The organism is Streptomyces sp. NPDC041129, assembly GCF_055592265.1.
The window spans coordinates 80,688-106,129 of record NZ_JBVIYV010000015.1; the positions used below are offsets into that span (position 1 = coordinate 80,688).

20 protein-coding genes and 5 pseudogenes are annotated in these 25,442 nt (G+C 67.3%); 13 read left to right on the forward strand and 12 right to left on the reverse strand.

Features of this window, described 5'->3' with window-relative positions; translation table 11 throughout:
* Nucleotides 1-57: 57 nt before the first annotated feature.
* Nucleotides 58-819, reverse strand: a complete 762-nt coding sequence (locus ACZ6B1_RS33440) for a hypothetical protein (protein ID WP_468784521.1) — start codon at nucleotides 817-819, stop codon at nucleotides 58-60.
* Between the two features lie 974 nt (nucleotides 820-1,793).
* Here ACZ6B1_RS33440 and ACZ6B1_RS33445 point away from each other — a divergent pair.
* Nucleotides 1,794-2,132, forward strand: coding sequence for a cyclic-phosphate processing receiver domain-containing protein (locus ACZ6B1_RS33445; protein WP_468784522.1), 339 nt, complete (start codon nucleotides 1,794-1,796; stop codon nucleotides 2,130-2,132).
* A gap of 339 nt (nucleotides 2,133-2,471) precedes the next feature.
* On the opposite strand, the gene ACZ6B1_RS33450 is transcribed toward ACZ6B1_RS33445, so the two are convergent.
* Nucleotides 2,472-3,077, reverse strand: a complete 606-nt coding sequence (locus tag ACZ6B1_RS33450; protein ID WP_468784523.1) for a hypothetical protein — start codon at nucleotides 3,075-3,077, stop codon at nucleotides 2,472-2,474.
* Between the two features lie 182 nt (nucleotides 3,078-3,259).
* Entirely contained in the window at nucleotides 3,260-3,895 is a 636-nt protein-coding gene (locus tag ACZ6B1_RS33455; protein WP_468784524.1) for a helix-turn-helix domain-containing protein, read from the reverse strand.
* A gap of 126 nt (nucleotides 3,896-4,021) precedes the next feature.
* Between ACZ6B1_RS33455 and ACZ6B1_RS33460 the strand changes: the two genes are divergently transcribed.
* Together ACZ6B1_RS33460 and ACZ6B1_RS33465 are read left to right on the forward strand one after the other, a co-directional pair.
* Nucleotides 4,022-5,410, forward strand: coding sequence for an MFS transporter (locus ACZ6B1_RS33460; protein ID WP_468784525.1), 1,389 nt, complete (start codon nucleotides 4,022-4,024; stop codon nucleotides 5,408-5,410).
* Nucleotides 5,411-5,415: 5 nt separating this feature from the next.
* Nucleotides 5,416-6,416, forward strand: a pseudogene (locus ACZ6B1_RS33465) (IS481 family transposase).
* Here the strand turns inward: ACZ6B1_RS33465 and ACZ6B1_RS33470 are convergent.
* Nucleotides 6,413-6,589, reverse strand: a complete 177-nt coding sequence (locus ACZ6B1_RS33470) for a hypothetical protein (protein WP_468784526.1) — start codon at nucleotides 6,587-6,589, stop codon at nucleotides 6,413-6,415. The pseudogene ACZ6B1_RS33465 and the gene ACZ6B1_RS33470 overlap by 4 nt on opposite strands.
* 339 nt (nucleotides 6,590-6,928) lie before the next feature.
* Between ACZ6B1_RS33470 and ACZ6B1_RS33475 the strand changes: the two genes are divergently transcribed.
* A complete protein-coding gene (locus tag ACZ6B1_RS33475) occupies nucleotides 6,929-7,384 on the forward strand; it encodes a hypothetical protein (RefSeq protein WP_468784527.1) in 456 nt (151 codons plus the stop codon).
* Between the two features lie 250 nt (nucleotides 7,385-7,634).
* Here ACZ6B1_RS33475 and ACZ6B1_RS33480 read toward each other — a convergent pair.
* Nucleotides 7,635-8,045 (reverse strand): annotated as a pseudogene (locus ACZ6B1_RS33480) (hypothetical protein); the annotation flags it as partial.
* An 82-nt stretch (nucleotides 8,046-8,127) separates the two neighbouring features.
* Here ACZ6B1_RS33480 and ACZ6B1_RS33485 point away from each other — a divergent pair.
* The gene (locus ACZ6B1_RS33485) at nucleotides 8,128-8,898 is read left to right on the forward strand and encodes a transposase (RefSeq protein WP_468784528.1); all 771 of its coding nucleotides are present in this window, start codon (nucleotides 8,128-8,130) and stop codon (nucleotides 8,896-8,898) included.
* Nucleotides 8,899-8,961: 63 nt separating this feature from the next.
* Here the strand turns inward: ACZ6B1_RS33485 and ACZ6B1_RS33490 are convergent.
* A pseudogene (locus ACZ6B1_RS33490) lies at nucleotides 8,962-9,536 on the reverse strand (IS5 family transposase); the annotation flags it as partial.
* A 211-nt stretch (nucleotides 9,537-9,747) separates the two neighbouring features.
* On the opposite strand from ACZ6B1_RS33490, the gene ACZ6B1_RS33495 reads away from it, so the two are divergent.
* Nucleotides 9,748-9,936 (forward strand): hypothetical protein, encoded by a 189-nt coding sequence (locus tag ACZ6B1_RS33495; RefSeq protein ID WP_468784529.1) that lies wholly within the window; start codon nucleotides 9,748-9,750, stop codon nucleotides 9,934-9,936.
* Nucleotides 9,937-9,992: 56 nt separating this feature from the next.
* Here the strand turns inward: ACZ6B1_RS33495 and ACZ6B1_RS33500 are convergent, their stop codons facing one another.
* The gene (locus ACZ6B1_RS33500; protein WP_468784530.1) at nucleotides 9,993-10,676 is read right to left on the reverse strand and encodes a hypothetical protein; all 684 of its coding nucleotides are present in this window, start codon (nucleotides 10,674-10,676) and stop codon (nucleotides 9,993-9,995) included.
* Nucleotides 10,673-14,314, reverse strand: a complete 3,642-nt coding sequence (locus ACZ6B1_RS33505; RefSeq protein ID WP_468784531.1) for a CHAT domain-containing protein — start codon at nucleotides 14,312-14,314, stop codon at nucleotides 10,673-10,675. Before ACZ6B1_RS33505 ends, ACZ6B1_RS33500 begins: the two co-directional genes overlap by 4 nt.
* 335 nt (nucleotides 14,315-14,649) lie before the next feature.
* On the opposite strand from ACZ6B1_RS33505, the pseudogene ACZ6B1_RS33510 reads away from it, so the two are divergent.
* The 3 genes and pseudogenes from ACZ6B1_RS33510 to ACZ6B1_RS33520 all read left to right on the forward strand — a co-directional run.
* Nucleotides 14,650-15,024 (forward strand): annotated as a pseudogene (locus tag ACZ6B1_RS33510) (cadmium resistance transporter); the annotation flags it as partial.
* Nucleotides 15,025-15,194: 170 nt separating this feature from the next.
* Nucleotides 15,195-15,830 carry a DUF6927 domain-containing protein gene (locus ACZ6B1_RS33515; RefSeq protein ID WP_468784532.1) on the forward strand — a complete coding sequence of 212 codons (636 nt, stop codon included), beginning with the start codon at nucleotides 15,195-15,197 and terminating at the stop codon, nucleotides 15,828-15,830.
* A 323-nt stretch (nucleotides 15,831-16,153) separates the two neighbouring features.
* Nucleotides 16,154-16,858, forward strand: coding sequence for a hypothetical protein (locus tag ACZ6B1_RS33520; RefSeq protein WP_468784533.1), 705 nt, complete (start codon nucleotides 16,154-16,156; stop codon nucleotides 16,856-16,858).
* 288 nt (nucleotides 16,859-17,146) lie between these two features.
* On the opposite strand, the gene ACZ6B1_RS33525 is transcribed toward ACZ6B1_RS33520, so the two are convergent.
* The 4 genes from ACZ6B1_RS33525 to ACZ6B1_RS33540 form a co-directional block, all read right to left on the reverse strand.
* Entirely contained in the window at nucleotides 17,147-17,506 is a 360-nt protein-coding gene (locus tag ACZ6B1_RS33525; RefSeq protein WP_468784534.1) for a hypothetical protein, read from the reverse strand.
* A gap of 79 nt (nucleotides 17,507-17,585) precedes the next feature.
* Nucleotides 17,586-18,455 carry a hypothetical protein gene (locus ACZ6B1_RS33530; protein WP_468784535.1) on the reverse strand — a complete coding sequence of 290 codons (870 nt, stop codon included), beginning with the start codon at nucleotides 18,453-18,455 and terminating at the stop codon, nucleotides 17,586-17,588.
* Between the two features lie 614 nt (nucleotides 18,456-19,069).
* Nucleotides 19,070-19,990 (reverse strand): hypothetical protein, encoded by a 921-nt coding sequence (locus ACZ6B1_RS33535; protein WP_468784536.1) that lies wholly within the window; start codon nucleotides 19,988-19,990, stop codon nucleotides 19,070-19,072.
* A 673-nt stretch (nucleotides 19,991-20,663) separates the two neighbouring features.
* Nucleotides 20,664-21,080, reverse strand: coding sequence for a hypothetical protein (locus tag ACZ6B1_RS33540; protein WP_468784537.1), 417 nt, complete (start codon nucleotides 21,078-21,080; stop codon nucleotides 20,664-20,666).
* Between the two features lie 497 nt (nucleotides 21,081-21,577).
* Between ACZ6B1_RS33540 and ACZ6B1_RS33545 the strand changes: the two are divergent.
* The 4 genes and pseudogenes from ACZ6B1_RS33545 (at nucleotide 21,578) to ACZ6B1_RS33560 (ending at nucleotide 24,410) form a co-directional block, all read left to right on the forward strand.
* A pseudogene (locus ACZ6B1_RS33545) lies at nucleotides 21,578-21,944 on the forward strand (nuclear transport factor 2 family protein).
* A 309-nt stretch (nucleotides 21,945-22,253) separates the two neighbouring features.
* A complete protein-coding gene (locus tag ACZ6B1_RS33550; RefSeq protein WP_468784538.1) occupies nucleotides 22,254-22,646 on the forward strand; it encodes a hypothetical protein in 393 nt (130 codons plus the stop codon).
* A 2-nt stretch (nucleotides 22,647-22,648) separates the two neighbouring features.
* Nucleotides 22,649-23,557, forward strand: a complete 909-nt coding sequence (locus ACZ6B1_RS33555) for a GNAT family N-acetyltransferase (protein WP_468784539.1) — start codon at nucleotides 22,649-22,651, stop codon at nucleotides 23,555-23,557.
* 103 nt (nucleotides 23,558-23,660) lie between these two features.
* On the forward strand, nucleotides 23,661-24,410 hold the full coding sequence (locus tag ACZ6B1_RS33560) for a transposase (protein WP_468784540.1): 750 nt from the start codon (nucleotides 23,661-23,663) through the stop codon (nucleotides 24,408-24,410).
* Nucleotides 24,411-25,442 lie beyond the last annotated feature (1,032 nt).

The following is a 25,442-nucleotide window of genomic DNA, read 5'->3' on the forward strand; positions in this document are numbered from 1 at the left end:
CACCGTCGTAGCCGTTTTGCCGGCTCGACCCCCACCAGCCCGCCAGCACCGCGGACATCACTTCACCACGACGTTGTCCCCGGACGACGCCGACGGGCCGGTGGTGGTGTTGCCGTGGTACACCCAGCGCCACGTTCCCGTCTTGGAGGCCTTCACGGTCGTCCGGAGATCACCCGAGCCGTCCGCGTACACCTTCTTCACCGTGGTGTAGGAGGCGGTGCCAGCAGGCTTGAACTGCAGGTTCACCAGGCGGCCTCCGTAGGAGGCGTACTTCCTGGTCTCCCAGTTGGCCCGTGTGACCTTTCCGGTCACGGTGATGGTCTTGTCCTTGGACACCGGTTCGGGCGAGGCGTTGACGGTCAGGCGGGAGTTGCGCTTGACGTGGACCGTCAGACCCTTGTCGTCGGTGTCGCCACCGCCGCCCTTGAAGTACACCTCGGCTGCGACCTTCCAGGCCCCGGCCTCGCTGTTACGCATGTCCCACACGCTCGGGTCGAAGTACATCGTCTCGTTGAAGTCGCAGACGCCCGAGCTCACGGTGATGCAGTCGCTCGTCTCGATGGCGTGCCACAGTCGATCACCCGCACCACCGCGGTACAGGAACACCGCTGGCCACTTCCACTTGTGGGTGGTCGCCATTCGGAAGGAGGCGGGCACCGCAACCTCCGACACCCCGATCACAATCGGCTTGCCGCCGTTCACCTGGACACGGGTGAACGAGACCCCACCCTCGGCCGCCCCGGCCGGCGCCGCGGCCACGGCCGTGAACACTGCCGCCGCACCACCGGCTACGACGACTCTCCAAACCTGCTTCCCCACCTGATCCCCAATCTTCTTACGCGAAGGCACAGAAGGCTCATCCCTCCAGCGCCTTACAGACAGCCAGCATCCGCACGGGGTTGTACCCCCGCGAATCACAATGGGGCATCAGATAATCCCCGCCTTCCGCGAGGCTGAGGGGTCGGTGCGGTGCCCGGGATCCGGGCGGCTGCCAGGAGACTCGCGGTGGAGGAATCCCTCCCCCAGGGGCCAGGCATGGGCCGAGGACGGCTCGCGGAGCGCCCTCAGGGTTGCTCTGCAGGTCAAGGAGGTAAGGCGCCCGAGAGGGCGACGGTCTTGAGAATGGCCCCTGACCTGGTTTCTCGGTCGGAAGCCGCACATGTGACCGTGTGCCGTGACTGCCCGGTGTTCCCCGTGGTCCCCCGCTCGATCGGGCACGACTGGGGCGCGGCCACCTTCTGGTCCGTAGCTCCACAGAGATGGGTCATTGAAGGTCATACAGGCTGCCGGGAGGCCCATAAGGACCGATGCGAATCGTTGCCGGTTGCTGGGGTTGCTGTACTTCGCTGCTGTACCGCAACTCCCTGCCGGCATCCGGTTGTCAGTCCCCCCTGCTAGCTTGCCTGGCGAAGTGAGACCGGTCAGAGAACCTTCGAGGTCCGCGGTAAAGGGGGGTGGGCACAAAGGTCCCCGGGAGCCACCTCGGGACTATGTTGCAGGCCCCAGACCCCACCCCCCTCATCACCCGGCCAACACGCTTTCCAACTGTGGTGGTGGGGGCGCGGAGCTCGTACAGTGCCGTTCACCTGCGTTCACGGCTGGCCGTTCCATGACTCAGTTGCCATGTGTGGTCCAGGCTGAACGGCGATGTACGTCGCTGAATGAGACGGAAACTGAGACGGCCCGGCCTGTGACTGGGCCGCCGCAGCGGATGCGCAACCTTCTGATCCGTAGCGCCGCCTACGTCGTCCTTGCTGTTGGGCCCGCCGCGGCGGTGCTGTGATGATGGGCGGGTGAAGGAAGAGTCGCCCGCACCGACGCCCGTCATCCTTGGCATTGACGACCTCCGGCCGCTGCCCTGGGCCACACAGATCGCGCGCACCAGCGGCGAAGGTGTCAAGCTCCTGCGAGAGCACCGCGACACCTTCATCAACGAACTCTGGCTCGACCACGACCTCGGCGGCGACGACAGCATCCTGCCCGTGGTGACCCTCATGGAAGAAGCCGCTTTCAATGGACGGCCCTTCCGAATCGGAACGGTCTTCGTGCACAGCGCCAACCCCATTGGCGCCGAGACCGTCGTCCGGTCGCTCACACGTTGGAATTACCAGGTCCGGCGGGCGACGGCCTAGGAATCTGATTTTGAGGTCTGGCCTCATCCTTATCAGGTCGATCACCGGGGTCTGTCAACGTCGACCGACGGGCCTTGCGCTGTGGTCGATCGTCCGCTGAGGTCCGGCGCCAACCGTTGCTGTTCGCGCTTGTTGGTGTCAGCTACTGGTGTCAGCCACCGCACGCAGTCTTGACAAGTGCGGTTGACGACATCCTCCGCCGGTGACGGGTGAATGCCGTGGCCGCACGGTACGTGGCCTGGAAACGGCAGATGGGCCTCCCCGCGGTACAGGGAGGCCCATCATGGGGGAATCAAGGCGCAGGCCCTGCTGGCCGACGGGTGGCAGGTCGACAAGCCACTAGCTCTCCCACAGCCCGGGGCCGATGACGTGCAGGCCAGCCTGTGCGGCGATCCAGTGGGCGCGGGCGGCCTCGCGCGGTCCGACGTAAACGTACAGGGTGTGAGTGTCGGCCGGGACTTCCCGGAGAAGGTCCGCGCTGTGGACAGCGATCTGCACTTCGGCGTGCTTCGCCCCCGGATGCAGGTTGAGTTCCGGCACGGCGGGCCACGTGGTCCACCACCACGCCAGCGAGGCGGGTCCGGCTCCCACGGCGGACAGGAACGTTTCCTCGTAGCCGTCGGGGACGTCGCCGATCGGTTGGCCCTCCTCTGTGAACTCCAGCGGCAGCAGTCCTGCCAGGCCATCAGCGTCGCCGGGCAGCTCCTCCTCCAGGAACCCATAGACGGGCTCACCGTCGGCTCCGACCACAGCAGACTCTGTGCAGTACCAGGCTCCGGGGACAGCCGCCCGCAGGCGCAGCAGCTCCTCGACGGTGGTCAGCTTCGCGTGCGCGTAAACCTCCGCCTTACTCAAGTCGGCGATCCGCAGCACTCTGTGGGCCGCGGTCAAGGCCTCGGTCAGATCCGTCGTTCTCGCGACGGGATAAGCAACCGCTGTACTCATGCGCCGGGACTCTTCCACACACCGCTGCCGCCGACAACGCAGTTCAGTGCCCACCGCTCGGTGGCCACGAACATAGCCACGCTCAACCTAGAAGCAGCCTTGTCTGAGACAGCGATCAATTGCCTGGTCATCGAATTGAGATGAGCCACTAGATCCGAACGGGGTGGCCTAGCTGTTGCGGGTCATGACGTTGTTGACGGTGGGTTTGGGGCGGTCGGCGGGGCGGGATCGGTTGCGGACGGTCTGGCGCGGACGATGGCTTGGTCTCCTCGTGGACCGAACAGGTGCAGGATCTCCACGGCGCTCGTGTCCGCGGGGCCGAACCAGTGGGGCTCGGTGGTGTCGAACTCGGCCACTTCGCCGGGCCGCAGCGTGAAGTCCTGCGCCCCGAGGATGAGGCGCAGCCGACCGGCGAGGACGTAGAGCCATTCGTAGCCCTCGTGGGTGACCAGTTCCGGCTGGCGGGGTGCCAGTACCTGCTTGAAGACCTGCACTCGGCCCGGATACTGCGTCAGGGGCACGAGGACGCTGCCGCGCCCCTTGTGCAAGGGCCGGAGGTGCACCCGAGGGTCACCGCTGGCCGGCGCCGCCACCAGCTGGTCGAGTGCGACGTGGTGCGCCCGTGCCAGCGGGATAAGCAGGTCCAGAGTCGGGCGCCGCCTGCCCGATTCCACCCGGGACAGTGTGCTGACCGAGATCCCCGTCGTGGCCGCGAGTGCCTCGAGCGTGAGTCCCCGTTCCCGGCGCAGCCTGCGCAGCCGGGGCCCGATGCCATCGAGGATCTGCTCCAGCTCCGCGTCCCCGGATTCTGTGTTCATGGACCCAGTTTTGCAGTGTTCGCAAAATTGATGGGCTGCGGCCGTCGCGCGGGCCGAGCCTTGCCGGGCATTGTTCCCGGACATCAGAGGTAGACCGTGACCGCAACAACACATCCTGTTCAACCCATGCTGAGTGCGCGCAGACGCTGGACGGTACTGGCCGTCTGCTGCCTGAGCATGTTCCTGGTGGGCCTGGACACCACCATCGTCAATGTGGGTCTGCCGGCCATCGGGCGCGGCCTGGATGTCGACACGCGCGGTCTCGAATGGATCGTGGACGCCTACACCCTCGTCCTGGCCAGTTGCCTGATCTCCTCCGGCGCACTGGCGGATCGCTTCGGACGCCGCCGGGTATTCCAGTGCGGGCTGGCCGCGTTCGGCGCGGCCTCACTGGTCTGCGCGCTCGCCCCGTCGGCGGGCGTACTCATCGCGGCCCGCGCCCTGCAGGGCATCGGCGCCTCGATGCTCAGCCCCGTGGCGCTCGCGATCGTGGTGAACGCGATGCCTGACCCGAAGGAACGGGCGCAGGCGATCGGCATCTGGGCGTCAGTGTTCGGACTGAGCATGGCCGCCGGTCCCGTCACGGGCGGCGCGCTGCTCGCGGGGCTCGGCTGGCGGGCGCTGTTCTGGATCAACGCACCGGTCATCGCGGCCGCTCTGCTGCTCAGTGCGGTGTTCGTGCCGGAGTCCCGGGCACCGCGGGCCCGGCGCCTCGACCTGCCCGGCCAGGTCCTGCTGACCATGGTCCTCGCCGTCGTGGTCGGCGTCCTGATCGAAGGGCCGCGCATCGGCTGGACGTCGCCTGCGGCGCTGGCGGGATACGCATGGGCTGCCGTGGCGACAGCCGGATTCGTGCGGGTCGAGTCCCGCCGACGTGAGCCGCTGATGGATCCGCGGATCTTCAGGAGCCCGGTCTTCAGCGGTGCCGTCCTGGGCGCGGTGGCGGTCTTCGTCGCCCTGAACATGACACTGCTGCTGAACACCCTCTACCTGCAGCACACCCGGGAAGGGACGCCGCTGGCCGCCGGCATGGCGACCTTGCCCCTGGCCGTCGGAGCGATGGTCTGCGCCCCCTGGTCCGGCCGCATGGTCGGCCGCACGGGACCGCGGCTGCCGCTGCTCCTTGCGGGCGGTTTCATCACGGCCGGCGGGCTCTGCCTGGTCCGGCTCACCCCGCATACGAGCGTGTTGCTGCTTCTGGCCGCATACTCGCTCATAGGCGTCGGGTTCGGCTTCGCTAACGCCCCGATCACCAACACCGCGGTCAATGGACTGCCACCCGCCCGTGCCGGCGTGGCCGGGGCGATCACCTCCACCGCACGGCAACTCGGCTCCGCCCTCGGCATCGCTCTCGCCGGCGCCCTGGTCACGGCCACCAGCCCGACGGGGCTCGCACACGCGTCCCGCCCGGGCTGGATCCTGGTCGCCACCTGTGGCGTACTGCTCTTCCTCGTCGCCCACGTATCACGGCCGAAGGAGGCCACCACGAGCCCCGCCTCCCCACAAGCGCGATGAGCCGCGTGACTCACCGCAACGCACCGTTGTCGTTGAAGGGCGCCGCCGCCTCGTCGAGCGCTGCCGAACTCGCCCCATTGCTCACGTCGCCGCTGAGATGGGAATCTCCCGGGCCTGTGCCTCAAAGTGGGTGAACCGCTACCGCAGATTCGGCGAGATCGGGCTCTTGGACCGCTCCTCGACGCCACGACACCAGCCGACGGCCACCCCAGACGAAGTAGTAGCCCAGGTCGAGGTTCTCCGACGCGCCCACAAGTGGTCGGCAGCCCGCATCTCATTCGAGCTGACACAGGCCGGGACACCCATCAGCCGACGGACTGTGAGCCGACATCTGGCTCAGCTGGGGCTGAACCGGCGCCGGTTCATCGACCCAAGCGGGGCGTCGAACAGAGAACCCCAAAAGATCATTGCTCGTCGACCAGGTCACATGGTCCACGTCGATGTCAAGAAGGTCGGTCGCATCCCCGAGGGTGGCGGATGGCGCGTTCACGGCCGCGGGAGCGAACAAGCCAAGTCCGTCAACAAACGCAAGAAGAAGACCGAATGCGGCGGCTACGCGTACCTGCACTCAGCGATCGACGGATTCAGCCGACTTGCCTACACCGAAGCCCTGCCGGACGAGAAGGCAGCGACAGCGGTCGCGTTCCTGCACCGGGCACGAGCGTGGTTCGCCACTCACGGGATCACCCGAATCGAACGGATAGTGACGGACAACGGCTCCTGTTACCGCGCTGATGCCTTCGCCAGGGCCCTCCTCGAGGCCCGGCACCAGCGGATCACTCCGTACACCCCACGGCACAACGGCAAGGTCGAGCGCTACAACCGGATCCTGGCCGAAGAATTCCTGTATGCCCGGCCATGGACCTCAGAACAGCAGCGCACAGAGGCCCTTGAAGTCTGGAACGTCCACTACAACTACCACCGACCCCATACGGCCATTGAGAACAGGCCCCCGGCAGCTCAACTATGTCGGGGCGTCACCAACGTCATGGCCTCGTACACCTAGCCGATCCAGATCAGGTCGAGGACGTACAGGCGCCTGGCTGGTCGGTTGATCCAGTACACGGCGGTGAGCCGGCCGGCCGAGGCGGAGCAATCGTCTTCGCCTTCGGGGTCGCGGCTGTCGAACGGCGGGAAGGCCCAAGGGTCGCGGCCGGCGATGTCGAGTACGTCGCGCACGATCTGCCGCGCGTGGTCGGGCAGTTCGGTCAGGACGTCCTGGGCCTTCGCGGAGAGGCGGCGCTGAAGGCGTCACTCACAGGCGAGTCTTGGGCGTCGATGCCGTCGGACGTCCATGCCGCTCGCCAGGAAGGCAGTCAAGGCTGGCAGGGCGGTGAGGCGGGCCGTCCAGGTGGCGACCACCGTGTGGAGGGGGCCAGGCTGTAGGTGCCGGGTGTCGTCCAGGGCGGCCGCTAGCGGCATCCGGACGTCAGTCGGGTGTGCGCCAGATCCAGTCAACCGGCACTAGAATGATCATTCCGCACCTCAGTTCTACTGAGCTCGTCTTTCGGGGGATTCTTGCGTCTCAAGCACACTCTGGCTGCCACTGCGGCGGTAGCTCTGGCCGCCGTCCTCGTCCCGGCCGCCGCCACGCCCGCCGCCGCTGCCCCGCTGACCACGTCGGCCAGCGTGCGGGCGACCGACTACTCGTACTCCGGCCGCGTGGACATCGGCTGGCGCCTCCGGCCGTACAGTCTGGACCCCGTCACAATCCACGTCGAGGACACCGCGACCGACGGCTACGCCATCGGTGCCCGCCTTGTCACCAACGGCGACAACGGCCACATCGTGTGGCGGCTGCGGACCATTCCGTCGGGTCAAGACACCGCGACATGGACGACGTACGCCTCGCCGGGCGGCTACATCGACAACGCCTACATCGAGGTCTGCAAGATCAGGGTGAGCACCGGTGTCATCTGGTCCTGCGAGTCCTCGTCGGTGATGAACGCTCCGTTCGACGACTCCTCCGCGTGACGTGACAGGACCGACGGGCGGTGCGGGGTGATGGCGCCCCGCACCGTCTGTCGGCAGTCGACCGGGCGGATGCGTTCATAGGACGGTCACCCACCTTGTACGCGTGGAGTCGGGCCACCCGGGCGGCGAGCTCCGCGTCTGGCACCGGCAGAGCGGGGGCGAGGCGGCCCGGCCGCCGGTGGCTCGACCACGCCCCCAGGGGGCGGGGGGGAGCGTCTTCCGGCCCCCCGACACTGCCCCCGCCGGGGCCCAGCTCGCTCTGCTCATCGTCCACCCAGGCGAAAGGACGGCCGCCTGCGTGGTCCACTAGCGGTCCGGTCTTCCAGTGGACTCCATCAGGGCGTTCTTGGAGCAGGACGTCGCCGAAGTTCACGAAGGGAAGTTCCGGAAGGCCCAGGACCGGTGCGATCCACCGGTTGGCGTCGTCCATCCATGTTGTGGCCCAGCACAGCTCGAAGCCGAGCTGGAGCAGGATTCGTCCGTGCTCCGGGTTGAGCCAGACTCGCAGGGGGCGTTGTCGGGGCGACAGGCTTCTGTCATCCTGATGGGCTTCGCCCCGGGGGACCCGGAGGGTGGTGTAGCCGTCGGGACGTCTCTCCGGCTTGGCTGCATAGGGGTTGAGTGGCCCGTCCACGTCGAGGAACAGCAGAGGTCGGTTCACGGTTCCCCCCGGTTTTACTCACTGTGGACTGCCTCGATCAGCGTAGCTGTGGCCATGCCTCGATGAGGTCGATGATCATGGTGTGGCGAGTGTGATCACGGCGTCGGAGCCGTCCTGGATAGCCCCGTTCACCGGGCTCAGCCCGCAGCAGTTCGGGAAGCTGGTGACCGTGCTGCGTCGCGCAGGTGCAGACGTGGTCCGCAGGGGCCGACCGTGGAGTCTTCCGCTCGAGGATCGAGCACTGCTGGTCGCGGCCTACTGGCGTACGAACCTGACCATGCGGCAGCTTGCGCCACTGTTCGGGATCTCGAAGTCGGCGGCGGACCGGATCATCGACCACCTCGGGCCGATGCTCGCCCTCCAGCCCCGCAAGCGGTTCGCCAAGGACACCGTGCTCATCGTCGACGGCACCCTCGTACCCACCCGGGACCACACCATCGCCGAGCGGTCGAAGAACTACCGGTACTCCACTAACCACCAGGTCGTCATCGACGCCGACTCCCGCCTGGTCGTCGTGGTCGGCCGGCCGCTTGCCGGGAACCGCAACGACTGCAAGGCATGGGAGGAATCCGGCGCCAAGGCCGCCGTCGGCAACACCGTCACGATTGCCGACGGCGGCTACCCGGGCACCGGACTCGTCATCCCGCACCGCCGACAGCGCGGCCAGGCCGAACTCCCGGACTGGAAAGAGGAACACAACAAGTCCCACAAGCAGGTCCGCGCCCGCGTCGAGCACGTCTTCGCCCGCATGAAGACATGGAAGATCCTCCGCGACTGCCGCCTCAAGGGCGACGGTGTCCACCACGCCATGCTCGGCATCGCCTGGATGCACAACCTCGCCCTCGCCGGATAGGGAAGCGGGCCGCACGGCGGCCTACCACGCTTGAGACGACCAGGAGATCATTTACGGGACAGCCCTTAGGCGGCGGTATTTGTCGTGGTCGTAGCCACGGTCGGAAAGCAGCGCGTCGGGTCGATGTCTGGGGCGGCCGACGACGCCGGCAACCGCCGGGATCTTGTCGAGCAGGGGCAGGAGTTGGGTGACGTCGTTGCGGTTTCCTCCGGTCAGCGACACTGCGAGCGGGATGCCTTGGCCGTCGGTGAGGACGTGGTGCTTGCTGCCCGGCCGTGCGCGGTCGACCGGGCTGGGACCGCTTTTGGGCCCCGTCGAGCGGCCCGGACGTGGGATGAGTCGATCACCGCCCGGGACCAGTCCAGCTTCTTCGCCGCCCGCAGCTTCTTCAGGAGCACCAGGTGCAGTTCGTCCCACACGCCGGCCTCGTTCCAGGCGGCCAGGCGCCGCCAGCAAGTCATGCCTGAGCCGAAGTCCAGTTCCTGCGGCAGGTACTCCCATTGGATACCCGTGTGCAGGACGAACAGGATCCCGCACAGCGCCTGCCGGTCCGGCACTCGCGGTCTGCCCTCGACCAGTTTCGGACCCGGCACGGGCAGCAACGGCTCGATGAGCGACCACAGTTCGTCCGAGACGATCCACGGCCGCGACTGGCGTTTCCACGATCGGACCAACGACCAACCAAGCCGAAAGTCACATGATCAACGGCTTCTGTTAGGACCTCTAAGGCGTCGGCCGGGTGGAAGGGCGAGCAGCAGCGCCTGCGGGAGGACAACCAGCGCCTCCGGAAAGAGGCCGAGCGTCTCAAGGGCACCGTCCGCCGAAGCCACGGGCCAGCAGCTCGACCATTTGGTCACCTCCGACCTCAGCACCCGCATCCACGAACTCACCGCCGACAACCAACAGCTGTGCACTGAGCTCGATCAGGCTCACGCTCAGGTGAGGCGGCTGGAAAGCAAGCTGAAGGAGGCCGAGGACGACCTGGCCGCGGCGCGAGCCAGCCTGCGGCACATGGTCCGCTTCGAGAACCAGAAATGACTACACGACGGCTCGGGCCTTGGTGAGTTCGCCCGGATAGGCCTGACGCGGTGTAGTCAAATAGCGAATGGGATCGTGACGGCAGGGAGTTGCGCTCGGTGCCTGCGCAGCCCGACGACCGGGTGCTTGAGCTCGACAGAGAACATGACCTCGGCACGGTGCTCCTTGTCGGGCTCGAGTTCGACAAGGACGGCCAGGGGATGATCACCGACGAGTGGATGGCGCCTGGTGCTGCGGAAATCCCAGCGCAGCCGGGATTGATGCGCCCCGTAGCCCTGCACGACCCATTCCGAGCCGGTGGTGGATCCCCCGACCGGGTGCTCCACCCCTGCGCTGAACAATCCCGCGTTGAAGGAGAAGGAGACAGTAGAGGGCGAGGTGCTTACGGGTTGGGTCCGCCGACCCGGGTCGATGCGGCGAGCGACGGCCCTAGCGGGTGTCTCACCGGCTGTGCTGAGAGACAGCCCCATTGACCCCGTCTTCATGGTCCAGGGACTGTCCGGCTGCTCGGGGTAGAAGGAGCACACCAGAGCGAGTAGTCGGAACGTGCGCTCTGGGGTGAGCCCCGCGGCATAGGCACACCATTCGGGGGGAGCGTAGGCCTCGGACACCGGCAACAGGGCCTGGCCGAACGACAGCCTGCGCGCCAGATCTCCGGACACTGGTGGCGTGCCCAGGGTTCGTTCGGGGATAAGGGGAACCTCCTTCAACGGGATGGTCCAGCCGTTCGCCTCGGTCATGTCGCCTCCTGAGCTGTGTGGTGCCAGCCTTTTAGGAATACGAATGCCCCCCAGTCCCGGTAGGCAGGGAAGACAGCCCTCGTTTCAAGTTGCGCCTCTCGGAAGGCTGTCAGCGGGGCGGAGCCTTGTGCGAGGCGCTGGTGGAGATCGGCGAAGAAGCGCGTCGCCGGATCGGGTTGTACCTCCCACAGACAGCCAATGAGCGTTTGCGCGCCGGCGAGGAGCAGTGCCGCTGGCATGCCGCGCAAGTTGTCGTTGATGTCGTAGCGACCGAGCGCGGATTCACAGGAAGCAAGGGTGACGAGCCGCACACCACGCAGGTTGGCCGCGAGGATGTCGTGCGCGAAGACCCGGCCGTCGTCGTCCTCATCTGGGCTCAGGTACAGGCAGTGAAACCAGGGCGCCCCTGCATCCTGGGTGCCGTGAGCGGCGATGTGGACGACGTCGGCGGTGGACAGTTCGTCGAGCAGACGCTGCCGGGTCGCCGCCTGCTTAATGATGGGGTCGGTGCCCATCAGCGTGGCGATTTTGGCCGCATGCTCTTCCAGAATGGACTCGCGCTTCAGGCCGAACTCTTCACCGCCGCACGCCGATGCGATGACCGCGGTACGCGCCGGGCGGGGATTTGGAGAGCTCGGGGGAGATGAAGTGCCCAGGCCAGCGACGAGCGATACCGTAAAGTCGTCGGCGACCAGCCGCGCTTCGGGGCCGTAGGAGCACAGGTGGAACGGCAGGTAGTGCAATGGTCCGTGCGCCCAGATGCGCAGATGATCCTTGCCGCTGTCGCGCCACTGCTGCAACCATTCTGAGGGAATTAGAGGCCGTGCTAGCAGGGCTGCTCCGCCGGGCGTGACGACTTCGTCGAAGAACGGCTCACGGGTCACCTCGGACCGCATGGCGCTCACCATGCGGACCAGGGCATGCTCCCCCGGGCGTCGCTCCGCTTCGTTGCCCGTTTCCGGGACGTCGTCGTCGCCAGAGGCCGAGCGTGTGACCATGACCTCCGCCGATTCCCTGGTGACCGCCAGCATGGTGTAGACGGACCGAGGTCCAGCGGCCGCTGGAAGGAACCAGCTCAGGAACACAGTCCGGTCGTCCAGGCCTTCCTGTAGTCGGTGCACATCGGGAATCGCCTGTTTGCCGTTGGCAGCGGTCTGGAGCAGTGCTTCATTGATGCCGCGGTCGATGTGCCGCTTGATGTTCTGCTCGATCTCTGCGGCTGTCCGTCCCGGCGCCGTCTCTTCGACGGATAAGGGTGACGACGAGTCCCACAATTCCGTGTCCGGGATGAGGGTGTCGGACTGGTTCGGTGGGGCCTCCGCTGGAGCAAGGAGCTCAGCGTTGCGGGAAGCCGAGGCCACCCGCAGCCGCACCAACTGGTGCGTCACGGCCTCCGGCACCTCGAAGGGCTCGCGTGTGCCGTAGAGCTGGGAGAACGTGGGGCCCTTGGCCGCGTGGTGTAGTCCCAGGAACGCCTCCAGGGACTCGGGGTACGGCGTGCTGGTGTGCACCACGTCCCGGTAAATGCGGGCCAGCTGCGGGTCCCGGTTCGCGTGAAGCACTGGCATGACCCCCGCGACGGCTGTGACCACGCCGGGAAGGTCGTCGTCGGACGACTCCTCCACAAGCTCCAGCACTTGTATTAGGCACCAACTGGCGAGCCCGTACAGGCCGAGCAGGGAGTACTTCTGCGCCGCTTGGCACAGCAGCCAGGCAAGACCAGGCCCGGCAGCATCTGGGCAGGCGATGCTCTTCCTGGCCGCCTCGTAGTGCAGGTCAGCATAGAGCAGGGAGAACCCGTGCCCGAGGGTGCTCAATGACTCGAAAGGCGGCAGCAACCGCAAACCGAGCTCGATGCGGCCGTCTGCCAGGGCGTGCGCCGCGAGGTGTGCGCGGGCCGCCTCCTGAGGTGCCCTACGCCGGAGGGAGGACCACAGCCGTCGAGGGTGTGAGAGGTGCCGACGAGCTAGCACGGCGAGATCAGCACCGGGGGCAGGACACGGAGTCTCGTCGCACGGAAGACAGTGGAGGCTCGCTTCCAGTTCCTGGCGGAGGTGCGCATCAGACGTGGGCTCAGACAAGTTGGCGGACCATCGAAGGACATGCTGCAGAAGATCTCGGCTCCCGGCGAAACGCGCGAACTCAATGCCTTGGGAGACAAGGGCACGGGCGCCCGGCTCACCGTACGCCGTCACGATCGCCTGCAGCGGTAGCCTGAAAACGTCGGCCGCTTCGTCAAGGGATAGATCGTTCAGCAGGCGAGCCAAGAAGAGGTCGATGATCGGCCCTTCAGTGCCCTGGAAACACGCGCGGGCTTCTGCCGCGAGGGATCGGATCTGCTTTGTGGACAGAGAGTATGGCTGCTCACGTGCGATCCCGGTTTGGATGCGCAGTACGAGCGCCCGCCCACGGGACGGCCCAGCGAGCGTGCCAAGGGCTTCCTCGACGAAGGCGTTCGCCTCTGCGATGCGGAGCGTGAGGCTGGACGGCTCTGGCCGATCGTCCTCAAAGGCTTGGTACAACTGCACTCGCCGCGCGGCCATGAGGCAGGGAAGGCGCTCGCGTGCGTACAGGTCGCCGGTGAGATGGAGCGGGCCCAGGGCTGCGAGGCGGAGCTCGGCCGCGGCGAGGAGCGCGTCCTGCAGAGGACGTGCAGGCGGTTGGGAGCGCAGCAAGGTGAGCTGTCGAACGGAGAGTTCGTTGGCATCGTCGAAGAGAGTTTCATCACCGGTGACGGAGTACAGATGGGCGGCAGCGTCGATGGCGCGAGCTGCGGCGACCGGCCACAGTGACGACCGCTGGGGCCCTCCGCGGGCTTCGGCGACCTCCACCAGCAGTCGTAGGTAGTAGTAGTGCACGCGTAGCGCCCACTCCGGGGGCCACCCGACAGGGAAGGCGTGGGCGGCGATTTCGGAATCCGTCATCTCCCGCACGGGTTTGTCCGGTGTTCCTGCTGGATGGTGGACGGGCGGTTCGCCGGGTATAGCGAATGGCGGGCCGACTATGGGCGCTGGAGCCGAATCCGGTCGGCTTGCGCTCCCCCGTGCCTTCTCCGTGAGCCAGGCGATACGACGCGCACGGGCTTTGGCCTCGTCCAGCACAAGAACCCGGTCGGCGACGAGTTCCGACAGTTCCATAAGAGCGTCTGCTGGGGCTACGACGGTCGGCAGGCACGTGTCGCCCTCGTCCGGGTGGTGAAGGACATGGTGTGCCTGTTTGGGCCTCGCGGACTCCGCGTAGCCAATTATGGCGCCGTGGAGGCGGCCCTGGACCGCCAGCCGGTCCAGCAGATCGACGCTGTCGATGCCGGCGGGCAAGGGCGGCAAATAGCCGGTGACCAAGAGCAGGACGCGTCCCGCCAGCGCTGCTGTCTCCCGCCATCCGGGCGGCAAGGGCGGAACGGCTCCGTAGTGGAAACGTGGGTTGACCGGTGAGGTGACGGACAGCTCACCTTTGTCGAGGTCGAGCCATGCGGACCAGCCAGCCAATGCCTGCGTTTTGAACGTCTCTGGCTCCACGGCCGTGATGCGCGGGAGCCTTCCCTCGTAGGCTCCGGTGAGCATGCTGGGTGAACGGCCGATGATTGAAGACAGGGGCCACCACGCCGTATCGCCCAGTACGAGTACTGCGTGGGCCACGCCGTCGATATCAGAAACTCCAGCGTTGACCCGAGTCTCCTGTGATCTCCGAATGTCCCCCACCCCCCGATGGCGACGCCTGTCGGTCTAGATTCCCCTCGTCGAGCCGACCCAAGCCCCGCTTACGACCCTGATGCTTCCTGGCGGAATCAGGACCGGTCGCGCACGTATCAGTCCGAAACGAGACCGCATCGGTAGATCACCGCTTGCTCTGCACGTACCTAACGTGCCTGACCGAGGGGTGATCATGAAGTTGCATCTTCAGCACGACCCGGCCCGCCGCAGCGCCTACGGCCGGCCGCCCTCTCCCACACCTCTGGTTGGGCGGTGCAGGCGTGAATCTCGGCATCATTGGCCAGGCGGCGCCCGTTCGCCGTCACCAACATCGACGACATCCTCTGTTGGTCGCCCAGGACGCCGGCCATCGCGGTTCCACCCGGCGCATCGCCATCGGCCAGTACCTCGGCTTCGCCGCCGTCCTTTCGGTCGCGGTGGCCGCCGCGTTCGGCGCCTCCTTCCTGCCCGAGAAGGCCATCCCAAACCTCGGTCTGCTGCCGCTCGCCGTGGACATCAAGGCCGCCGTCCAGGCCTGGCGGCACCGGAACGATCCGGAGGAGGAGAAAGAGAAGGCCGAGGGCGGGCCCAGGCCGCTGGAGGTCGTCGCGGTCCCCTTCGCCAACGGCGGCGACAACATCGGCGTCTACGTGCCCGTGTTCGCCGGCGTCGGCGGCATGAGCGTGTACGCGGTTGCCGGAGACGCGCCGCCTCCCGCACCACCTGCGCGGGTTGCCGGCACACCCTTGCGTCGCTTGCCGCCTCCCGTCCCATGCTGCGCCGGCGGCCGGGCCACAGAACCGGCACCTGATCGAGAGGCCACGTCATGGGATGGACGTTCTACCGACGCGACAAGAACGCCGAAACCGATGAAGAGCACTTCGCGAAGAAGCTCGACCACCGCTACAAGATCATCGCGCACGGCACCGTCGAAGGCGTCTTCTACGCCGCCGTCCGCGACCGGACCACCAGTGAAGTCACCGCGTTCATCGCCCTGACCCGCTGGACCAATGATCCGGACTTCAACTTCGGCTACAAGGACCTGGACGAGAACTGTGGTCCTGGGGACCACAAGGCGCCCAAGTCGGTGCTCAACGTCCTGACCCCGACCACGAACGAGTACGCACTCGCCTGGCGCGCGCAGTGCCGGGCCTATCACGCGCAACGCGACTTCCTGCGTCGCGGCTTGAAGCCGGGCACGCAGGTCCGCCTCAGCCACACCCTGAAGTTCACCAACGGCACTCGCAGCGACACCTTCATCTACGCCCGAAGCGGTCGGGGCGCCGGCTTCTTGGTCCTCGATCGCAGTCGCTGCCGCATTCCGAACTGGCGTGACAGCGTCGCTGCCCTCATCACCTCAGACCACCGAGAGATCCTCACCCCTGTCGGCCAACAGCAGACCACCACCAAGTCGGCCACCGCGGCCGTCTCCGACAGCGCGGCGGCCCCAGCCGCCACCTGAACCGGCCCTGCCCGTCCCTGCCTCAGTCACGCTGACTGCCACTCGGTCCCGCCCCCGTTGAGGGGACGGGGCCGAGCGCGTTGCCGCGCCCGACCCGATGCAATGCCGGTCAGCACAGCAGGTTGCGGAGCTAAGCCACCCCCCGCGCACGGTCCACTCCACTCCACAGCCCCGCCCAGCACGCCGACTGACGGGATCCCGCCTCAGTAAAACCACGCGGGTTCACCAACCACGACGCCCCCACAGACCACTGTGCCGTCACAGCCTGGTCGGCTCCGGCCCGGCCGCACCCCTGGACCATCCCACCGTTAACAGGAGCACCTGTGTCCTCGTACAGCTACACCGACCCACAGAGCCATCGCGTGGAGCTTCGCGCCACCACCCGTCCTCGCGGGCCCTACGTGTCCTGCGAGGCGGAGAACCTCGCCCTGGGCGGCGACACGGTCACCGTGCTCCTGCCCGCGGTCAAGGTGCGCGCCCTGGCCGACCACCTCGACCGGCGGGACCGGTACGAGTTCGTCGACGTGGTCGGCAACACGCTCAGCGTCGAGACCGCGGACGACTGGACCCGGTTCACCTTCGTCCGTGACTCGCGCCAAGATGACGAGCCGGCCGGCACGGTGCCGGTCGTCGTTCTCACCGGCCGCCTCCCCGAAGTAGCTCGCGCACTGAGAGCCGAAGCCGAGTGCGCCGAGCGCGAGCAGCACGCGGCGGAGGATGGGGCACAGTACTGCAGGGGCGCCGCGATCGACCACGACGAGACCGGCGTGTGCCGTCACGGCCCCTCCGAGCAGCCGCTGGTCCAAACCGGCGCCTGCGCACCGCTCGAGGAGGCCGCCGCCCGGTTCGCCGCCGTGTTCAGCCTCCAGGACACCGCGTGCGAGGTGGCAGCTGCCTTGCAGTGCACCGAGATCGACGCGCTGGTCGGTCTGCTTCGCGCTGCCGGCGCACCCGGCACGGCCACCGCATGCTGGTTGGACGCCCACGCTGGCAGCGAGCCGGAATGCCGCGGCCACAGCGCAGGCTGAACACTGTCACCCCGCCTGACCTCACGGCCCCCGGCGCCGCCCGTCGCGGTGCCGGGGCCGCTCTCTACCCCGGGCCGGGCCAGTGCGTTGCATCGTGCCGAAGCCCGCTCCCCTCACGCCCCACCTCCTTCCAGGCCCCCCAATCTCCGTCCTCAGAAGGGTCCGAAGCCGCCGGAAACCGCCGTCGGTGCGGGTTGCGCCGCTTGCCAGCCACCGCGCCAGTGTCCGTGATAATCAGGGCTGAGCGGTGACCACCACCCCATGTTCTCGGGCCGCCCGCCGCATACCTCAGCGCTTGCGACTGTGCCCCTCACCCGTGAGCAGGCCCGCAATCACCACAAAGCGATGGACCTGGTCGCTGCCGACCGGGACCTGACCCGCAAGGAGAAGGAGTTCGTTCTCGATCATTACCGGCCGTCGGCGTCCACCACGCAGGCTCTCGGCGGCGCGTTTTTCACGCCCCGCGAGATGGCACGCGAGCTCGCCACCAACGACATCGGCGGCGACCGGCCGGGCGAACGGATCATCGACCTGGGCGCGGGCATCGGCCGCCTCGCCTTCGAAGCCATCCACGCCGACTGGCGTGACAGGGATAACCTGCCGCTCGGCGAGATGGTCTGCATCGCCCGAGGCGACGTGGTTGTCCAACCGAGAGTTTCCTGTCAGCATCGGCGGCCCGGACGGCGGCCTCGGCTCTCTGTCGCGGTCTCGGCGCGGATTGCGACGCTCAGGCTGGCTGCATCTCAGCGCGGATGGTGCCGTCGTCCGGCAGTACGAGCACCGCTCGGCCGGCATGCCAGTCGCGGGAGACGAGATAGAAATGGGTTGGCGTTTTCGCGAGGGCGACGAAGCCCTTGTAGCGGAAGCGGTACGGGCCGCTTCCGCTACCTTGGTCCTCCACGGTGACTTCCGGAATATCGTGGTCGATCTTCATTCTCGAATAAATCACAACAGACGGGTAGGCTTTAAAACCAGTATTGGCGTCGACGTCAGCATCAGCCCTTCCCCTGTAGGTCGCATAGCGGGTCGCAAAAATAAACAAGGTGGCCGTCATCAGGCCGGCCAGCAATACCTCAGCGGTGAACCACACCCGCCTGCCACTCGGTGCGCGCTTTTCTGGGTTACCCCAGTCGCCGGGACTCAGCCGAAGTCCGTACAGCCACAGGGCCGCTCCCAGGGCTACAACAAGTGGCGTCCACACCCAGTAGGAACTCCTCGCCGAGTCCTGGCGCGATGATCCCACCGCCAAGTTCGAGAATGCCAATGGTAATAGCAGCGAGACAGCCATGCCGGGATACATGAACCATCTGGCCACGACACGGCGCCTCGCCACATGCCGGTTGCCTGACAACGCATGGGTAATCAGCAGCATCATTATCACCAGGCCGACGCCAGTCAGAAAAAGGAACAGCACTGGGAAGAAGATCGCCCGCGGACTATTGGCCAAGTAGCCTTGTGTAGAGAACTGGAGGTCGCGCGGTGGCACACCGAAGAAGGCGTAGTACGCATCCGTGTACGTGCTTCCAAAGAAATAGAGCAACCCGATGACGAGGGTTCCCGGCGCGAGGATGGATGCCGCCTTGTCGAGGAACATCATCCACCGTGGATGGCCTGGCCGCGGTCGACTCTCCACTCGCGGTACACGTACGCGCGGACTCCGACGCTTCGGCGGGCGCAGCCGTCCGCCGCCCTGGGACTCGGGCATGATCACAGTGTGACCAGTCACGCTCCCAGGCAAACGCCGTGTCACCCCATCTGGCTGCTGCTCGACGTCGCCGACCTGGACCTCGGCCGTATCGACTCGCAGCCGTCGCGGTGCGGCGGCAGGTGATGACTTAGCAGGCGAGGCCTTGCGGTCCCGCCTGGCGGCCAGGAGCCCTGCACGGGCCACCCGCCACAGATGCTCGTTTCATGGGCGGCGTCCCGGTGCTGGTGGTCGTTGCTCGGGCGCGGGCGGGCGCGGTGCGGCGCTCGGCGGTGGTGCGGGTTTCGGCCGTGGTGTCCGGGTGCGTGAGGCCTGGCCGCGCAGGAGCCGTTCGGCCATGGCTTGGATCTGGGCGGCCCGGTCGGTGAAGGGCCGCCCGCCTGCTCGGGCCGCGGCGCGCAGGAAGCCGCTCTCGTTGTAGCGGCTAGGGTAGGCGGCACTCACGGATCGCGCCGACAGAGGGGCGATGGCTGCTGCGACGGCGGGCGTCAACGCGGCGGCATTAGTCAGGTACGGCCGGTCGGCTGGGCGCCAGGACATGCGGGTGACGTCGACCGCGACGTCGCCTGGTTGCGTGAACTCCACGCTCGTCGCGAGAGCGTCGGCCGCGGACACAGCTGAGGCGTCCAGCGGGCCAGCGTGAACACCACATGCGTGGCCGGCGGTCCGGGCGACCGGCTCTCGAAAAGCTCCTGGTGGGTGTCGGCGAACGCGGCCTGCACGCTGGTGTTCCAGTACGCGTCCCGCGGCAGGTTCCCGTGCCCGAGATGCTCCAGCAGCGCCGCAGCCCGCGCACCGGCATCCTGTGTGCGGTCGTGGACGAACGCGTGGATAGCCGGCGGCAGGACGAGACGTAAGCCACCGTGCAGAGGCTGAGCGCCCGGGTCCACGGGGACCGGCGTGACCGGCCGGAACGCCGCCGCGTGCAAGGCTGCCTCCGACTCCAGGCGCTCGCCGTAGCGGTAGGCGACGTCCCGGTGGCCGTGAAGGCCGTAGCGTTCGTTCTGGTGAGCGATGTGCGCCTTGTCCGAGGCGACGTCCACCGCGTCGAAGTACGCTGCCCACTCCGCGGGCGGCCGGTTGTGGACATTGCGCCCGGGATCGGGTTCCTGGTAGCCGTTCCACCAGCGCGCGCCGTCCCCGGTGCGCCAGCCGTGGTTGATCCAGGCCGTGGGATGCGCCGCATACAGTGCGTCCATCAGCACGCCGGCCAGGCCGCGCCGCTGGAAATCGGGATGGTCGCGCAGCATGACCACCTTCACCGCCTGCCCGTCCGGGTGGAGGAAGTAGTCGAGCTGCCCCGCCACGCTACGGCCGACGGACGCGACCAGGTGACGGCCCGGCCAAGGGATCTTCGTGCTGACCTTCCACTCCGTCAGCCACAGCGCCAGACCTTCCTCGGGCAGGCCGCCCGCCTCCGCGGCCACGCTAGCCAGCGGCAACCGAAGGGACCACGGCCACCAGGCGGCTGCTCACCTCGGTAACACCGTCGACCGCACCCAGCGCGGCCGCGGCACCGTTCTCCAGCGCTGGACGCCTTCGTCCTGGCCGAGCCCGGGCCAGCGTGCCGTATCCAGCCGCAGCGTGCTCTGAACGACCGCCTCCGCCCGCCCGGAAGACACCGGCTGCGGCGTCGGCGCACTGTAGGTGACCACCCGGGCCGTGCACGCCACGTCTCCACGTACGTCCGGCTCCGACCGGTGATCGAAGATGATCTCTCCCGCTGCGCCGAGAGCCGCCATGAGCCGGGCCACTGCTTCCGGTGGCCCGCTCAATTGGACTCTGTTGTAGGACGGCTCTGGTGTCTGCGGCGGCTCACTCACGGCTACCTGCTCCTTTGCACTGCGACGGCTATGAACAATGAACTCCCGCTTCGATGAGAGAAGTTCCCTTCGTTGGACGGTGCTGTCGGCCCATCCGGGACGACACCCGATTTACAAGCCGGGAGAGAGTGTGAACCGTCGGGGTTCACTCCGTACGGTCTCCCCTGGTCACCGGCGCCGAGGACGGCGCCGGAGTCGGCGCCTGCTGCCGGGCCGAGCTGCTGCCCTGGCCGCTCCTTTTGCCGTGCGGTGGCTGGGGGTGGATGGGCGGTCCCGCTCACCGGCCGCCCTTGGCGCTCTCGCGTCGCGGTCGGTTGGGCTGACGGCCGATCTGTTCGGCGACCTGCCTGATCTCCGTGTCGCCGTAGGCGGTGCGTACTCCGGAGATGCTGTACCCGGCGCGGCGTGCGAGTTCCTCCAGCCCGTAGGGGCGGCTGCCGTGGAACTCCCGCCCCCAGGCGAGCAAATGCCTGATCTGCGCGTCGACAGCCTCCTTCTTCGACTTCAGGTCGGCGAGCGCCAGCAGCAGCGGATCCGTCCCCAGCTCCTCGCCCGCGGCCTCCAAGCCGGCGGCGTCGTTTTTGCGCTGTTCCAGTACCTGGTCGCAGGCGTCGGCGTAGCAGTCCTCGGGGGTGGCGGAGCCCGGTTCGGGCATCGGGTTGCGCAGAGCGGCGAGTTCCTCAATCGAATGCATGCTTACGACAATTGCTCGGAGCGCGGCGGCCGGGCTGTAGGGGCGGTCGTACCAGAGCAGAGCAGCATCAACGGTAGCTGCAGGCCTACAATCATCATTGCGATCATCGCAATGTCGCGCAGCTTCAGGCAGGCCAGTACCGTTGCCCCTCCTTACTCGGATCGCCCTGGTGACGTGACACCAGGGGGAAACCCAGCCGGAGGCGCCCGCTACGCCGCCGCGGGCCGGTCACCAGGCCGGTGAGGGCCCGGCCGGTAGTAGGCGGGGACGGCCATTCCTGCTCCCGGACTGCCCGGGGCATGGCAAGGCGCCGCGACGCGGGACGCTGCACGCGGTCCGCGGGCCACCAGGCGGGACGACTGTCCTCGTACCGCGGGCGGCAGCCTGCCGGCACGGCACAGTGACGGGAGCCATCGGGTTCGGGCCGGCACACTCCGGTCCGAACCCGGCCCCAAGGCATGCAAGACGAGTCGCTTCACCGGAACGGGAGTCCCATCATGTCGATCTACGCTGCCGCCGTCGCCCGCTACTTCGAGGCGTGGAACGCCTCGGACACCGACACGCTCGCCAAGGCGGTCGGCGCCGCGTGGTCCGAAGGCGGCACCTACACCGACCCGTGGCCGACGTGCGCGGCCACGACCAGATCATCGCGGTCATCCAGGCGGCCCACGACCAGTTCCCCGGCTTCGAGTTCAAGCTGACCGGCGACGTGGACGGCAACCACCACATCGCCCGCTTCAGCTGGGAACTGGTGCCACCGCCGACGGCTCGGCTCCGGTCGCCGGCTCCGACGTGATCACCCTGACCGAGGACGGCCGGATCACCGCCGTCCTCGGCTTCCTCGACAGGCTCCCGCACGCCTGACCCCCCGCAAGCCCGCGTTCCGGCTCGCAGAAGCCGGGACAGGCCAGCCACTCGGCCGCTGCGGCGGTCGGACGTCCGAGGACACCAGCGATCGAAGCGACCCAGACACCGACAACCGACCGAACGCGGGCGCAACCGCCCTCGGCAGCAGGGCACTCGGCGCGCCGGACGTGAGCTGGACGACCAAGCGTGGGCCGCGAGCACACGCCGCAGTCCCGACTGGACGGCACAGCCGAGCCAGACGGCGGGAACTCCCCGCGTGCATTCAGGGAGCTGTATCTCGTAGTGATCCGCGCCCAGGGAGCAGTCGTGAGTGAGCCGTCGAAGGCACCGGACCCCTCTTACACCAAGCTCCAGATGAGTGGGCCGCCGGAGGCTGTCGCCCGGCTCATGGCCGCTCTGGGAACTGCAGGGCAGATCAACTTCGATCATCGGGCCGTGCCTGATGCGCGGGGGGATGTGGCGTGCACAGCCCAGGTGGTCACCTACGACATCTCCCGGCCGACCTCGGTTTCGGAAAGGTCCGAGGCTGTCGTGCAGAGCGTGCTCGGCATCGATGTCGGCCGCTGGACCGGACCGGTTGGGCAGCTGGCCGCCAGGCAGCGGGAAGATTCGGCCGCTGCCGCGCTGGTCGGGCTGGAGGGTGTCCATGAGGCCCGCAGCCGGCTCGTCGCCGTCACACCGATGACCGACGGCCGCTAGCGGTGTCCGCTGACGAAGGCGGCCTGCCCGACGAAGGACTGTCACTGTGGCTGACCGACTACCGGATGGACGTCGGTGAGCCATGGCAGGGACGCCGCCTGGTCGCGCTGGTCGGCCGGAGGGCCGCCGGGAATTTGGATTTCCACGTCCACCCCGACGGGCAGGCCCTGCGGGTGTGGATGCTCGAGGTGAACCCTGGCTTCCAACGGCGTGGCCTGGGAAGTGTGCTCATGGACGCCCTGTACGCGGCCTATCCAACCGCGTGGATCAATCACGGCACCCGCAGCCGCGACGGCGCCCACTGGTGGAACGGCTATCGGGAACCCGATCCTCTGCGCAACGTCCACAACCGGCCGCCCGGCGAGTGGGCCGCCTACTTCGACCCGATCGAGGTCGCCTCCGGCAGGGCGCAACTCGCGCACCGAAACGGCCGCTACGGCCTTCACGGCCACCGTGACGCCGTCTACCGGTACGGGGAGCGTGGCGAGCAGGAAGCCGACGGTTACGTGGCGCTCTACCGCCCGGTGCAGACCACCATGCTGGATCCGGCAGCCCAGCCTTTACACGGGGCCACGCGCCTGTTTCTGCCGCCCTCAGTGCACGCGCACGTCCACGACGAACGCCAGGACGCCGCCGCGCGGGCTGAGGTGTTGTTGGAGTACCTCGGCCACGGCAATCTTCCGCGCACTCGCTGGTACGCCACTCGGCAGCAGGCGTTCGAGGACGCCTACCACCAAGAGATCTTCGAAGGCAGCATCCCTGCACGGGGCGCCACGCATATGACGTTCACGCTGTACCAGCTGGCCCGGGCCGCTGTTGCCTCCCACACCGTGACGCCCGCGCTGGTGGACTTCACCACCGCCGCCGACATCCCGGTCGAGGTGACTGAGCGTTTTCAGCGTGGCCACTGATCGGGTGACGGCGGCGAGGTCGAGGTGAGGGCCGCAACGCACAAGGCCCCCGTGCCGTTGGGGGAGGTGTTCGAAGTCTCTACCCACCGGCACAGGAGCCTTGTTGGTTCCCTATCCTGCCGCACTCGACCTCCCGCACGGGCTGGTCGAGTGGGTCACGATGCTCATCGTCACCCGAGAGGGTGACCGACGGTGCAAACTCCCGCCGCACCAGCGGGCGCTCGTCGCTCTGGTGTACCTACGCCGCCACGACACCCTCACCCGGATCGCGTCCGGCTTCGGGATATCCGTCGGCACCGCCCACGCGTACATCACCGCCGTGACCGGCCTGCTCGCCGAACGGGCCCAGGGCCTGCTCAAGACTCTGCGCGAGCACGATCCGGAGTTCGTCCTCCTGGACGGGACCCTCGCCGAGTGCGACCGCGTCGGCGACAGCCGAGCCGACTCCTCGGCCAAACACCGTCGACACGGCGTGAACGTTCAGGTCGTCACCGACCCCGCCGGCGAGGTTCTATGGATCTCGCCGGCGCTGCCGGGCCGCACCCACGACCTGACCGCGGCCCGCACCCACCGCATCATCCGGATGTGCGAGCGTCAGGGCGTCCCGATCCTCGCCGACCGCGCCTACCAGGGCGCCGGCCCCTGGGTCACCACCGGACTCAAAAGGCCACCGGGCGGTGAACTCACTCTCACCCAACGCACCGTCAACCGGGCCCTGGCCGCGGCGAGGGCACCGGTCGAACGCGGCATAGCACGGTTGAAGTCCTGGCAGATCCTCCGCAGATCTCGAATCAGCCCCAACCGCATGAGCGTCATCACCAAAGCCGTCCTCACCCTGGAGAGGCAACGCTGAAAACGCTCAGTGTTCAACGCAAAGCTGCGAGTGGCCACGGGGGAGTGGCCACGGGCCTGCCCTTGTCTCCCGCTCCCCGCCCGGCCCACAACCAGCGACGCACGTCAGGCCGGCGGCGGGGCTGCTGCCCACGTCGCGCCTTCATGGGGCGGGCCATCCGGCTGGCGCTCAAGACGGCGGAAAGCGCCTCCGGCCTACGGCGGTCGCCCAAACAGCCCCGCGACTATTGCGCTGCGCTTGGGCAGGACGGCACCTGCGCAGGAAGTCCGGCTATCCGGACGAGGAAGCGAGGTTTATCGTGTACGTTGCCGTGAACCTACAGTTGTGATCAGCGGTTGCCGCTATGTTGTACAGGCACTCGATTGTTTGAAATCCCTCGAGCTCATCAAAGCGAACCTTACGCTTGAAACAACCAAAATAGTGGACGGTGCTGACTGAGCCGAGATCTACTATATCCTGCGTCAAATCAGGGTCAAATATCATCATTTGATTGAATCCCTCACTCTCATCTTCAGAGAAGTGGGAAACGGTAAGTCGCTTCGTGACGCTATATGTGAGACTTTGGCCCGGCGCAAGGGATTGCACCCCACTTGGATGCATCGGCTGCCCATCATTCCTCCGGTACAGATTCTCCGACTGAAACACTTGCTCGTCGTCTACAGCGCGTACCGTTTGAATATTTATGACGCCTTTCGGCGATATGTGAGAAGTACCCGTGTTGGTTATGCTCGCCAACGTAACGTCGATTACCTTTTGCGCCATGACGCTTCCTCCTTGCGATCCCACGCGGTCGGGATATCTATAACCCGTGACCGCTATTGCAGCCAATCAGGGCACTGCGGATTAAGGCAGGCGAGTGCGCGGACCGTGCGATAGTCGGCTCCCGGTCCGAATCCCACAGTCGCCCGCACTCAGCCGATATCGCGCCGTCCAGCCCGCCCTTGCGGACCGTCTCCATTAGAAGCACCGCCCCGGCCTTGGAAACCGTTCCCCGGGGCCTCGATAGCACCCCCCTGCGGCCGTTAGCCCAGG

Coding starts and splice junctions, on each gene's coding strand:
- ACZ6B1_RS33450 (WP_468784523.1), bottom strand. CDS start 3,077: ATGAGTACAGCGGTTGCTTATCCCGTCGCGAGAACGACGGATCTGACC.
- ACZ6B1_RS33455 (WP_468784524.1), bottom strand. CDS start 3,895: ATGAACACAGAATCCGGGGACGCGGAGCTGGAGCAGATCCTCGATGGC.
- ACZ6B1_RS33460 (WP_468784525.1), top strand. CDS start 4,022: ATGCTGAGTGCGCGCAGACGCTGGACGGTACTGGCCGTCTGCTGCCTG.
- ACZ6B1_RS33500 (WP_468784530.1), bottom strand. CDS start 10,676: ATGACCGAGGCGAACGGCTGGACCATCCCGTTGAAGGAGGTTCCCCTT.
- ACZ6B1_RS33515 (WP_468784532.1), top strand. CDS start 15,195: ATGGGATGGACGTTCTACCGACGCGACAAGAACGCCGAAACCGATGAA.
- ACZ6B1_RS33530 (WP_468784535.1), bottom strand. CDS start 18,455: ATGATGTTCCTCGACAAGGCGGCATCCATCCTCGCGCCGGGAACCCTC.
- ACZ6B1_RS33540 (WP_468784537.1), bottom strand. CDS start 21,080: ATGCATTCGATTGAGGAACTCGCCGCTCTGCGCAACCCGATGCCCGAA.